We start from the raw sequence: 12,328 nt of genomic DNA, 5'->3' as shown, positions 1-12,328 counted from the left end.
AACTGAATAAACCAATCAACTATGGGAGCAGGTGTAATATTTGACAAAAAAAAGGACATCTCCAGAAAAGGAATAGAACCTACACAGGTAAAAAGTATAAAACTGATTTCCTCTTTGGATGACGGAGCCGCTAATGACGGTACCGGAGCTATCAAAGAGAAATCAGGACTTATATTTGGTGGGACTTATACATTTAAGGTAGAATCTTATACCAATGAAGAGCCTAAAGACAGCGATCTTATTCAGTGGGCGGTAAGCTATACGGATACTGAAACGGGAAAGTATTATAAAAATGTATTGGAAAGCACGAGTCGAGGTGATGAGGTAAGTATTACATTTAATGACAAAAACGGATGTGGCAATAATTTAGAAATAAAAGCTTACATTAATGATATGGAGCAGGAAGGAAAACTGGTGATTTTCAAGCACCACCGGTTTAGGTTTTTTGACAGAAAGCAATTGCTCAATGAATTGCAGTCCAGGAAACAGGATCCGTGGCGCATCAATCAGGATCAGACCAATACCTGCGGGCCCAGTGCAATTATGTATTCTTTTGCCAAAAAAGATAAAGAAAGCTATGCACAATTTATTACGGATCTCCATAGAAAAGGATTCTGCCAACATAACAATTATAAAATTGACATCAGTAGTGACGGGGATCTAAAGGATATCGCTGATACTAATCCTAAGACACAACAGAATTTTCCTGCCACAATGGCATCATGTGACTGGATTCCCAATACCTGTATTACGGATGATGAAAATATCTTTTTTGACTACGAAGGGAATACCAAAGAAGATTTTTCTGCAATAACGGTACCTTCACGAATGAAAATGTTGAGTGAAAAACTTTTAGGATTTACCGATGTAACAGATAACACCAATTTATATTTTAGAAAAAGTGGCTGGGCCTGGGGATCTACAGTAGAAGATATCGCTGAACTGATGAACATTAAAGAGGAAGGATATGAAGTCTTCCTGCTGGTGAATATGGGTCTATTCAGTGATAAAATTTCCGGGGATTTTGCTTTTCCTGAACATTGGATTGTATTGGAGAACATTTCACATTCCCAGACAGATACAGGTTATGTGGATATAACCATTTATACATGGGGAAGAGATCCTAAAACAAAATACAGTTATAACAAAATAAGATATGAAGTATTCAGAAGTAATTATTTCGGGTATGTCAAGGCAAAATAAAAATATTGTGATGAGTATACTTGCATTACTGCTAATAAGCTGTAGTGAGAAAAAACATGAAAATTGTAATCCCAATACTCCGATGTCTTTCATCAATATTCATTCTGAAAAGCCAGTCGGGACGGTCAAAGTTTACCAGTACAGAAATGATATTCTGAAGGATAGTATGATGTTTTTTGCAGATAAAAAAAATAAGTCTGACTATGTTCTTACGAAAGATGGTGACCAAAACTATTCCATTGAATTAAAAAAAACATATACTTATCTCGATCGCTTCAAAGTCTTAATTGACCGGAATGAATATATCCTGAAAGATTTTAAGGTTGGACCAACAAAAGTAGGTACTAATTTCCAGCAGAAAGATTTGTGTGAGGTTCAGGAATATAATATTAATGGTCAGTTAGTAAAAAATAATTCGGTACTAATTGATTTAGGTAAAAAATAAAGCTTACTGCGCTTATGAAAATAAAATTGAAGAGATCCCTGTGGAATCTAAATCAAAATGAGCCAGCCCTTTTATATTACAATATAACCAGAATGGAAAACAAACACAGAGGATGAGCAAGCTGTAATAACGAAAACCCCTTAAACGCAACTGTTATGGCGATTATAAAGAATGCAAAAAATATCAATATACAGGTAAATAACAATTATACCTCACTCAGCAAGGTTTCCCATGAGGAATCTCAACAGGTGATTATTGAGGCTACCAAGCAGAATTTACAATTGTCCAGTCAAAAGAAAACACTATTACAGGGATTTGGTAAAGGAGGAACGATAGATGATGAAGAAACTGTAGACAAAGTAAATGGCTATTACTATAATTATAACGGAGCCTATGAAGGACGTGTAGCCGGTGAGAAAAAAGGCAATGAAAATGATGTGTATGCCTGTAATGGAAAAGGAACAGAAAAAGGTATATTTTTAGATATCAATAAATTAGACATCTCTCACGATGATTTTTGTTGGTCAGCTGGAATCATAAAATTGGAATCGGGGGCCAATGATTATAATGAATTAAACTGTATCGCTAATACAGCCTCAAATAGAGCAAAACATAAAAAAACAACGCTAAGGATTTTACTTGAAAAGGGTGAACCTGCAGGAACGAATAAATATATCCCTTATTCAACGGTTCCCAAGCAAAACAAAAAGAAACTAGAGGATTCAGATAAGACATCGTATGCTAATAACACACGTTAGGCTTTAATAAATGTATTGAATGGAGGTGATGACAATTCTTATTCTGCCGAATTATGGGATGGAGATGATTTTTTGGTGTGGGGAGCAGGAGAAATTAATCCTTATGGCAAAATATCTCATGCTAAATTTAGAGAATATGGCTTTATAAAGATTGACAAAGATATCTATGAGAAATATAAAAATGTAATAGTAGATAAATATTTCATATTTCATACGGGGATAGTGGCAGCCATACAAAATTACCAGAGAACAATCAAAAACATGCTCACTATACAACCAGCAGTGGAGCAAAAAAAATAAAATATCCAATTCCACAAACTGTCTTTACAGATAAAACAAACTGGCAAACTGGACATTTTTATTATGATACAAAACAAAATAAGACCGAGGGATTGGTTGCAACAACCACCTACGGAAGAACAATTTTTTGGAAACTTCAGAAAAAATGAAAAATAATTTAATTTTTATAGTAACTATACTATTCTTCAGTTTATCAGATGCTCAAAACAGAGTATACTCACTTTATGATGGTAAAGAATTAAATAAATTATTCATTAATAAAGAGCAGGTGAAATATAGTAATGAAGGTACTACTATAGTCTATACTTTAGAGAAACAGAACTCAGAGTCTTTAAAAATAAATAATGATCATTTTTCTTTTTCTATTTTGTTTGATAAAGAGAATACAATTAAGATATTGCCTTTTAATCTTCAGATTAAAACCAACTCAGAGCTATATAAATATTTAAAAAACAGCGTATTAAATAAAAGTGAAATTCAAAAAATAGGATTATTATTTTATCCAATCAATAGATTTTATGATGATTGCTGCTTATATTTTAATCAGGACATTTTCATTAAAGACTGGGACCAAGATATGTATTCTTCAAAATTTAAAATATTTTCCATTGAACAGCTAGATGGTAAAAAAATATTATTGAAAGGAACCTACCATTATAAAGGAGATACAGTAGATAAAATTAACTATTACAGGGATGAAGATGGAAATTTATTTGAATTCTACAGTGAGCATCTTACAAATAAAAGCAATAAGTATAAACAGTATAGCTTTAAATATTACGCTCCAAATGAGAAATATATATTAGATGGTTTTCACTACAGAGATAAAAATAATCGCGTGATGAAAGCTGTCTATAAAAATGAGAATATGTCTGATACCAGTAAAACAAAGACTCAGACATTTAATTATCCTTATTTAAAGGTCCAAATTAAAGATAATTAATGAAAAATTTATCCTATATATTATTTTTATCTGTATTAATTACATTTAATTCTTTTGTTTCTCAAAAAACCGAGATAATAAGAATAAAAGAACTGTATATTCCCCTGAAAACATATGAAAATGATAAGATTGTAAAAAATGACAGCAAAAAAGAAGCTTTTTCTTATGTTTATAAGCTAAGTACTGGAAAAGATACTATCAAATATTATAATGATTCTTATACCTCAATTGACAAAACGGTTCCGGTCATTTATATTTTAAAAAATAATTCACAGTTAAATAATAGTTTGACCTTACATATTCATGAAGAAGGTAAGGATATGGACAGTATGATTATAAAATTTACAGATCAACATCAAACGGTTACTATTAATCAGAATGATGTTTACACCTTAAACCAGGCTTATTATACTGAACTTAAAAATAGTATCTATACCCAAAACAATATTCTGGACCTCGTAGATTTATTGGATGATAATTTAGGAGATTATCCGTACCAATTTAAATATTTGAGCAGGATCTCTTCTTACAAAAAATATAAAGATCATAATGTAACCATTATAAAAGCTTCATTAAAGACAAATAGGACACAATCAGATGAAAAAGATACATGGAATGTCATGTATACATATGATAAAAATAATATACTTCAATCCATTATAAAAAAGTCAACGGATGGAGAGGCAGCCTTTGAAAAAAAGATGGTAAGTAAAAGTGGAACTGAATATAAGTACAAAGTCCGTAATAATGTGGAAAGCAGATATGAAGACAAAGATGAAATCACCTTCGATATCAATAAACATACATATTCTCTCATACAAAGTCACTTTCAATTTGGATTAGTGAAAGAAGAAACCTCACAGGTAAAAAGTATATCATTCAAAAAAGAATAATTGATTTAAATAAAAGGTAATACTAATGGCCATAGTAAAAAAAGCTAACAATATCAATATACAGGTTGCTAACAATTATACCTCACTCAGCAAAGTTTCCCATGAGGAATCCGGAGAAGTAATTATTGAAGCCACCCAACAGAATCTGGAATTGTCTAGTCAGAAAAGAGCAATATTGCAGGGCTTTGGAAAAGAGAGTAAAAAAGAAGAACAAAATATATTCAGCAGTAGTAAAAAAAACGGCGGGCCGATAATAACTATTACAGATCAAATAGTTGGAAGTGGGCAACAAAAAATAGTCGGGAATTATACAAGAGGGAACCTAGACTATATCTACATCAATGTTCCACTATACCAAGTAACTGTGATTGACGATGAAGATTCCAATTTTAAAATGGAGTTTATGGTTACAAGAGACTCTTGGGTAGTGAATAAAGATAATGGTAAAACAATGTCTCTTGATAATATTGCTTTTGAACCCGCAAAAGGAGGATCTAATGAATATGACGCTCAATATATTGACGTTTATCCACATTATAACAATACTTCTGCCTTTGAATTGAGACAAAATGGGGATAAAATATTGAGATCTCAACCTAGAAAAAATGATAATGGACAAGATGTTACAACGGCATCAAGCGTTATGATTCATGTAGGAGGAATATATATCAATGATGAAGAGCGTAAAACAAGGCATTCAGGATCGTTAGCATGTTTTGGGATTGTCAACAAGGATAATTCTTTTAAAAATCCATCCGATAAGGAAGCCATCCGTGTGATAGAAGGAATATGGAAACAAGCTGATAAGGATTCATATTTTGGCCATGCCAATATAAAAATAATTGTAATACCAAGAAAAAATGTTGAAAAAACGAGAGAGGTTACTAAACCAGCTAGCGCATTATAGTATAGTCTTTCTTTTACTATCATGCAGTAAATACCAGGGAAACTTAACCGTTATAAAAGCTTATGCTCCTGAAAACGGATATGCGCCCTGCCCATTAAGTAACAAAGGGATTCAGCTTAATATAAAAAATATATGGAAATATAAAAAAGGAAAATTAATTCAGTCACAAGGATGTTTATCCGAAGGACTTTATACCGAAGACTTTGAGAAAAATAACCAGTATTCCAATGAAGAAGAAAAAATCAAAAATCTTTCCATAAGTAAATCAGAAAATAGTATCAATTTCTTTAACCAGAAATATACTATTGTAAGGAATAGTAAGGACAGTATTTTTGTTAAATCCGGTGAAGATGAATATTTAATTTTTGTAGGGGATATTAAGTAAGAACCATTGTAATACAAACAGACGAAATTAAAATATGGAACTAAAATAATGCACTTAAGGTATTCACTGATATCAGTAGTGTTCCTTTCAATAAGGTTATCAGCCCAGTATGCAATAAGTGACATCAAGAAATATGCATTTAACAGATGATTTATTACTATTTTGAAGCATTTTAAAAATTAAACACCAACACCAGAAAACATCAGTAATCATGACTTCCATAGTTTCCGACATATTCCCCACCTCCACTTACTTTGTACAGGATCAGTGTACCCTGAAGATTGGTAAAGAGCAGCATGATGCACAGCTCTCCTATACTCTTTACGTAGAACCCGGGAAAAAGGACCATGAAGAAATTTTAATAAGCAGGACCAATGTAAAAGTTAATCACCAGAAAATAGATACCAAATTCCTAGAAGTATCCAACAGCTATATGGAAGCCCTTTTCCCAATAGCCTGTAAAATAAACAAATATAGTTTTTCAGTAGAAAATATTGCTGATATCAGAAAACGGATCCAAAAAGCAGATGCCGACATTCATGATATCTATAGCGGCGAAGGTATAGATCATATTCAGACTCATTTTTTTAGGGCAACAGAAACCGATGAAAAGCTGGCTCATTTTATCAAGCAGCTTCACTTTATAAAAGTACTGGAATACGGCTTACAGAAGTTCAATCCCAAAAAGCAATATGAAACTTTGTGGAAGGTTCTTCCCATTGGAACTACAGAATGGAAAGGAGAAACCCAATATAAAAAAGAGAAAAACTCATTGTCATATGAACCTAAAATTGACAATGCCCAGGATATTATGAATGATATCATCAGATACATTCATCGGTATGATTACTCCGTTAATTTTGACGAAGAGACGCTCCCACTCTATGCAGACTTTCAGAATAACATAAGCTACACCGGGAAAACCGGACGCATTAAAAAAGCAGAAACCAACGTTTGTATAGAAGCAGAAGATAAATTTTATTACCAGCACACCATCACCATAGAAACAAAATAAGAATATGTCAGCACCTATCCCATATACCGTTCAGAGCGGAGAGACGCTGCAGGATATCGCCAAAAAACTGGGTATCAAAGACTGGACAAAACTTCAGCAGTATCATAATCAGCAGGCCGGTTCCGATCAGCAGACCTCTGCCACTCCTTATGCAGGATTCAAGCTTTTGACGCCTCCGCAGGATGAGGTCTACACCATGAATGGGGAAACTCCGCCGCCTGACGCTGCAGAAGAACAAAAGAATGCAGAACAGAAACAAGGAGAAGAAAAAAAGAAAGAAGAGGACGAGAAAAAAAGTGAACAGGCTTCCAAAAGTGATCATGACGGAAAATATTTTGTGGTCCATAATGCCAAATGCGTCTGCGATAAAGCTGAAAACCCCAAACAGACCGGAAACCTCCTGGTCACTTCACATGCTATTATTGTTTTAAATGATGAACAGGGTAAATTAGCAGCCACGGAAGCAGATACTACTTTCAACCCTGCTCCTGCAACCTTTGGAAAATGCACACTAAAACCTTCTTCAGGAGGATATCTTCCCTGTGCCCTGGCTCCTGCTCCAAAGTGGACGAAAACCTATGAAAGTACCCAGGTGATGGGTAAAAATACACTGACTGAAATATCTGAGCTTCAATGTATGGTAGGTGGAAAAATCACGATCTTCAATCATGGGCAGACCGATTCTGTAAGTAATGCCCACGCAGACAATACCAATCCGGCAGAACTTGCCATGGTGAATCCGGCAATAGAACAGCCTAAGAAAAAAGAAGAATACCCTTCCGTAACATCTATTATTTTAACCAAAATTGAAAACAGAGCCACTTTTAAAGAAATAGATTCCAAAAATAAAAACGGAATCGTATATCTCCGTAAAGATGAAGAAGCTTCTTTTAAGGCTAATCTGAAAAGCGGCAACAAACAGCTGACCTCCTGGATGGTGTACAGTGATCATCAGGGTAAAAAAGAAAACAGAGTCTTTCTAAAAGAACAGGTGGGGACAGAATTTTCACAAAGCTTTGAAGGCGTGGGAAAATTCAGAATAGAAGGCTACGGAAAACCTAAAAGCCAGGAATTTGAAAAAGGAAAATATGACAAATGTGATCCTACCTGTTCTATTGATGTTGAGGTCGTAGAAAACAGCCTGCTCGATCTCGAGTGTACCTCAGCGGACTTTACAACCCGTATCGATCCTTCTAAAAACAGAAAATTCAGAAAAGGAGTTCCCTCTGTTTTTAAAGCCAAGTTTTTCATTCCTGATTTGACAGAAGAAGAAAAATCAAAACTTACATTATCTGTACAGGATGCAACGGAAAATACAATTACTGAGGGAGTTCAGGTAAATGGTGATACGCTTACCTTTACTCCCAAAAATTCAAAGGCAAAATACACCATAGTCGCCCGTTATATTAACGATAAAGGTGAAACCATAGAAAAAAAGATTTCCGGAGAAACAGAAGGGAATGCCGTCTTAGGCATCAGCCATGGTGCTGAGATCGTAAGACCCGGAACCGCAATGTCCTTCAGTGTTTCAAAAATGAAATATAAGTTCGGAGATGAAAATTCACCGTATGGTCTTACTTCAGATGAATCTTCAGAAATCAAATGGAATCTGAACGGTGTGCTCCAGGGAACAGGAAAAAACATTACCATCCCCGGTTCTCAGCTTATGAAACCCGGGAAATATATTGTAGAGGCGTATAGTATAGCAGCCAATGCCGGTACTAAAAAAGAAGATGATGACTGGCATTTTGAAGTCAAGGAAAATATTGTTACTGAAATCAAAGCGGGTAAAAAGGCCAGAACAGGCTCTCAAGTTCCTTTTGAAATCAGTAAAACATTACTCAGCGGTTATGACGCTGCAAAAGACGGCCCTATTGTCTGGAAGGTAACCGGTCCGGCATCCGCTTCCGGATCCGGATCCGAAAAAATTTACGTATACATTTGCTCTTCCCGGTGAATATACCATCGACTGCCTGATGGGCGGAAGATCTTCACAAAATCCATTAAAACTCAAGGTTATCCAACCGAAAATCCTAGTTGAAACATCCAAATGGATTGATAATGACGGAAGCAGCGGTAATGTAATCAAAGAAGCAGGATATGAACAGGAAGTCTGTGCTTTTGTAAAATATGAAGGACTGCAGGGCGAAGAAGTCACTTTGCAGATCTATGACAATGACAGTAACGGAGTCAATCTGGTCCATAATATAGCCGGAACACTGCCTGAAAATAATAGCGGAGTCTATTGGCCTTTTACCCTTAACAATAGCATAAAACTTAAAATAGAAGCCCGGGGATTAACTAAGGACGGCCAGCTCCATTTTAAACTGGCTCCCAAAGATCCTTCATTGAAGATACTCAACGGAGAAAAAGCATTGGGTGAATATTTAAAGGTCTCCAATATTCCTAAAATTGTAGACGGTTACTTCTGCGATGCCACAGATACCGAAAAATACTACAATTCACCCATCGATAAAGCTTTATATTTTAAAGTGTATGCCATTAATATGGTGGATAAAAAAGTGGAAGTCCATTTCATGACCCAATCCGATCCTTATTTTGATATTGCGTGGAGTGCCAAACAATGGAAAGACTGGAAAGACGTTAAAGAAAAGTTTTCCAAAGAAACCTTCTTCCATAAAGCTGAAGGTACCATCAATAAAAAAGGTGAACTGATCGTAAAAGTAGACCCTTCCAAACTTGGAAAACCTAAAAACTATTTTAAAATAGCTGCCATTGTAAAAATTACAGAAGGCGAAGGTAAAGACGCCAAAGAAAAAGCTGCCTATATGGAAAAGACTGATCTGGCCATTTTATATGCTACCGCAAAACTTCCGGATATGGTGGAGAATAAAGGGGCTGTGAAAGTGGGAAGAGAGACGTTAAGCAACAATACCAACTGTGGGGGCAAATTCTGTATTAAAAAAGGCAGCCCAAAGAGTGAGCTCATCAGGGAAATTAATATCCGTCTGGCTGGATTTGGAGGAAACGTCCCAACAGATGAATTTACGGACAGAACAGAAAAAATGATAAAGCAATTCCAACGGGATTATATGAAAGTTCCGGAAACCGGAAAGGTTTGTGGTAATGTATTGAAGGCGATAGATGAGTTCCAACAGAAATATCCAATAAATTTTGATGAAATTAAATGTAAATGCGGATCTTGTACGGGCTTTGGAAAAGAAAGAAATAGTGATGAATACCAAAAAACAACAATTCAGGAAAAGCATAGAAAATATGAATATCCTGGAATTCATAGAAGTTTGATTTGCGCTTATAGAGCATCTATGTTTTATATTGATAAGGATAAGCAACTTAATTTTAAAACAAAATGGATTGAGTCTGGTTATAGATGCCATGACCATCCAATTTATATAAGAGACAGAACTACTAATCACTGCGGAAAAGCGATAGATATTCATTACAATCTATTAAGCACAGGACAACGGACTAGGAGTAATGATGACATGAATAAAATCAGAAAAGATATTTTCATGAAGTATACGGGGGCTAAACAGGATTGGAACGCGGGTAAAGATATTTTTTATTTAGAGTCTTTTGCTACGACTTGGGTTCACTTTGATGTAAGAGAATTTTCTCAGGAGTATTTAACTAAAAATTATTTTGTGAAAAATTCTGAAGAGCTCAATGGCAAAAGTATTGTACAACTAGCTAATGAATTAGGGTTTAAGGATATGTGTAGCTGTAGTGGTAAATTTTCTACCCCTAACTCTACATCTGGGAATTCTACAGGGAATACAGAACGAGTAGACCCTAAAACGCTTAAAGCAAGTGACCAGCTGATAGCTTTTATTAAAGATTGGGAAAAATTAATGAAAGATCCATACAACGACAAAAAAGGCTATTGTACTATTGGTTATGGGCATTTGATTAAGAAGAAAAGATGTGAAGAAATTACAATACCTGATGAATTTAAAAACGGAATAAACGAAGAAAAAGCAACAGAATTATTTAAAGAAGATTTAAAAGAGTTTGAGCAAGCTGTCCAAAGAGATGTAACAGTTAAACTATATCAAAGAGAATTTGATGCATTGGTTGATTTATTATTCAATTGTGGTGCTTATTTTTTAAGCGCCAATAAAGCACCTAATTTGTACAAAAAATTATTAGATGAAAAATATGAAGAGGCAGCCAAAGAATTTCTAGATATAGAAAACCAAACAAGAAGAAAGCAAAATTATGAAATGTTTATAAATGGAAATTATGATTCGACACATTAAAGTATTTTTACCCATATTGGCTGTTATTTTTATAAGCCTGAACTGCAAGAAAAAAGAAACTGCAGTCTCTAATCTTTCAAGCACTGAAAAAAATATTGCAATAAAAAGTAATGTAACCGGTAACGACTCTCCCTATACAATCTGGAAATTTGCGTCTAATAATTTAAATCAAAGTTATAAAGACTACGCTCTTTATATCAGTGAGGATTCTATTAAAATCGTGAACTCAGGGCAGATAGTTTGTACAGGTGAGATTGTTAAAGAAAAAGAAACCTTTTCAAGCTATTTTAAAAGCTCCAAAACAGGAAATGAAATCAGAGAGCAACTAAAAAACGAGTTTGCGATTAAAGCGACAGACGATCTATTGGTAATCATGAATGCTGATGGAGACATTTCAAAAAAAGGCTGTCAGTTTCCATTTAATGAAATGTTTATTGTAGGCGGATATTTATTCTTTTATAAAGACGGATATCATTCCTTTGTAGCAGATAATACTTCTACAAGTCATGAAAACAAAGGTCGATTTAAATTTTCCAATGTAAAACTACCCTATCAAAAGAAAATTGATATTAAAAATGTAAAATACAACAAGCTTTCTGTTAAGGACATACCAGGATTATCAGAATTTGCCTGCGGGGAAGAGGAAATAAGATATATTCCACTAGAAGAAATGGGAAAAATGAATTTAATTCTTATTCCCATGGACTGTGGTGATGCTCCGTACAGATATTATTTATTATCAATTTTAAATAATAAGGTTATTTCTAATTTATATGTAGAGGGTGAATTGTATGAGCCCGAAAATAATAAGAGTCCTGAAACAACTAGCTTTAGCATTAATAGTGAATCTGTATTAACTGTAAAAACTATAAATAAAGACTTTCAAGGAAAAAATGTAGAAAAGAGATACACAATAACTGATCAGGGAAAAATTATTGAAAATAAGTAAAAAGACTTGAATGAAGAATCTGTCTTTAGCCCGTAGATATAATATTATCAATGTAAACATCACTCTTTTTTCATCTCAATAATATCAAGTGTATTATTAATAGGTACACTAATATCGATGGTACGCTGCTTATAAGAATTCTGGTAATTTTTATATTTAGTCTGAATTGATAGATTCTGATATTATTATAAAATCTGAAAAAGGGATTTAAAATTTTAAAAGAAAGTATTTAAACATAATCCTGGTCATCAAAAGACTAACAGGCTGCTCTAAGAATAACACACAAATA

At 34.1% G+C, this 12,328-nt stretch carries 12 protein-coding genes; all 12 read left to right on the top strand.

Annotated elements, in window-relative coordinates; genetic code table 11:
* The first annotated feature begins 21 nt into the window (after positions 1-21).
* The 12 genes from MUW56_RS13250 (at position 22) to MUW56_RS13195 (ending at position 12,039) form a co-directional block, all read left to right on the top strand.
* On the top strand, positions 22-1,203 hold the full coding sequence (locus MUW56_RS13250) for a hypothetical protein (RefSeq protein ID WP_292013625.1): 1,182 nt from the start codon (positions 22-24) through the stop codon (positions 1,201-1,203).
* A gap of 10 nt (positions 1,204-1,213) precedes the next feature.
* Positions 1,214-1,648, top strand: a complete 435-nt coding sequence (locus MUW56_RS13245) for a hypothetical protein (protein ID WP_292013624.1) — start codon at positions 1,214-1,216, stop codon at positions 1,646-1,648.
* Between the two features lie 155 nt (positions 1,649-1,803).
* Complete coding sequence (locus MUW56_RS13240; protein ID WP_292013623.1) at positions 1,804-2,406, top strand: hypothetical protein; 603 nt, start codon at positions 1,804-1,806, stop codon at positions 2,404-2,406.
* Positions 2,407-2,421: 15 nt separating this feature from the next.
* Positions 2,422-2,706 carry a hypothetical protein gene (locus tag MUW56_RS13235; RefSeq protein ID WP_292013622.1) on the top strand — a complete coding sequence of 95 codons (285 nt, stop codon included), beginning with the start codon at positions 2,422-2,424 and terminating at the stop codon, positions 2,704-2,706.
* A gap of 145 nt (positions 2,707-2,851) precedes the next feature.
* Positions 2,852-3,649, top strand: coding sequence for a hypothetical protein (locus MUW56_RS13230; RefSeq protein WP_292013621.1), 798 nt, complete (start codon positions 2,852-2,854; stop codon positions 3,647-3,649).
* Positions 3,649-4,542, top strand: a complete 894-nt coding sequence (locus MUW56_RS13225; protein WP_292013620.1) for a hypothetical protein — start codon at positions 3,649-3,651, stop codon at positions 4,540-4,542. The genes MUW56_RS13230 and MUW56_RS13225 overlap by 1 nt, the downstream gene beginning before the upstream one ends.
* A gap of 25 nt (positions 4,543-4,567) precedes the next feature.
* Positions 4,568-5,449, top strand: coding sequence for a hypothetical protein (locus MUW56_RS13220; RefSeq protein WP_292013619.1), 882 nt, complete (start codon positions 4,568-4,570; stop codon positions 5,447-5,449).
* A complete protein-coding gene (locus MUW56_RS13215) occupies positions 5,403-5,834 on the top strand; it encodes a hypothetical protein (RefSeq protein WP_292013618.1) in 432 nt (143 codons plus the stop codon). Before MUW56_RS13220 ends, MUW56_RS13215 begins: the two co-directional genes overlap by 47 nt.
* A 211-nt stretch (positions 5,835-6,045) precedes the next feature.
* Complete coding sequence (locus MUW56_RS13210) at positions 6,046-6,849, top strand: hypothetical protein (protein ID WP_292013617.1); 804 nt, start codon at positions 6,046-6,048, stop codon at positions 6,847-6,849.
* A 4-nt stretch (positions 6,850-6,853) separates the two neighbouring features.
* Positions 6,854-8,806: a PAAR-like protein gene (locus MUW56_RS13205; RefSeq protein ID WP_292013616.1), complete on the top strand. Its 1,953-nt coding sequence runs from the start codon at positions 6,854-6,856 to the stop codon at positions 8,804-8,806.
* A 19-nt stretch (positions 8,807-8,825) separates the two neighbouring features.
* Entirely contained in the window at positions 8,826-11,090 is a 2,265-nt protein-coding gene (locus tag MUW56_RS13200; protein ID WP_292013615.1) for a glycoside hydrolase family protein, read from the top strand.
* Positions 11,065-12,039 (top strand): hypothetical protein, encoded by a 975-nt coding sequence (locus tag MUW56_RS13195; RefSeq protein ID WP_292013614.1) that lies wholly within the window; start codon positions 11,065-11,067, stop codon positions 12,037-12,039. The genes MUW56_RS13200 and MUW56_RS13195 overlap by 26 nt, the downstream gene beginning before the upstream one ends.
* Positions 12,040-12,328 lie beyond the last annotated feature (289 nt).

Source organism: Chryseobacterium sp., from assembly GCF_022869225.1.
GTDB lineage: Bacteria > Bacteroidota > Bacteroidia > Flavobacteriales > Weeksellaceae > Chryseobacterium.
This window is presented reverse-complemented; position numbering and strand designations above follow the sequence as displayed.

What these genes read in the sequence shown, in the direction of transcription:
- MUW56_RS13220 (WP_292013619.1), top strand. Translation starts at nt 4,568, where the DNA reads ATGGCCATAGTAAAAAAAGCTAACAATATCAATATACAGGTTGCTAAC.
- MUW56_RS13200 (WP_292013615.1), top strand. Translation starts at nt 8,826, where the DNA reads ATGGGCGGAAGATCTTCACAAAATCCATTAAAACTCAAGGTTATCCAA.
- MUW56_RS13240 (WP_292013623.1), top strand. Translation starts at nt 1,804, where the DNA reads ATGGCGATTATAAAGAATGCAAAAAATATCAATATACAGGTAAATAAC.
- MUW56_RS13225 (WP_292013620.1), top strand. Translation starts at nt 3,649, where the DNA reads ATGAAAAATTTATCCTATATATTATTTTTATCTGTATTAATTACATTT.
- MUW56_RS13250 (WP_292013625.1), top strand. Translation starts at nt 22, where the DNA reads ATGGGAGCAGGTGTAATATTTGACAAAAAAAAGGACATCTCCAGAAAA.
- MUW56_RS13230 (WP_292013621.1), top strand. Translation starts at nt 2,852, where the DNA reads ATGAAAAATAATTTAATTTTTATAGTAACTATACTATTCTTCAGTTTA.
- MUW56_RS13210 (WP_292013617.1), top strand. Translation starts at nt 6,046, where the DNA reads ATGACTTCCATAGTTTCCGACATATTCCCCACCTCCACTTACTTTGTA.
- MUW56_RS13215 (WP_292013618.1), top strand. Translation starts at nt 5,403, where the DNA reads ATGTTGAAAAAACGAGAGAGGTTACTAAACCAGCTAGCGCATTATAGT.
- MUW56_RS13245 (WP_292013624.1), top strand. Translation starts at nt 1,214, where the DNA reads ATGAGTATACTTGCATTACTGCTAATAAGCTGTAGTGAGAAAAAACAT.
- MUW56_RS13205 (WP_292013616.1), top strand. Translation starts at nt 6,854, where the DNA reads ATGTCAGCACCTATCCCATATACCGTTCAGAGCGGAGAGACGCTGCAG.
- MUW56_RS13195 (WP_292013614.1), top strand. Translation starts at nt 11,065, where the DNA reads ATGGAAATTATGATTCGACACATTAAAGTATTTTTACCCATATTGGCT.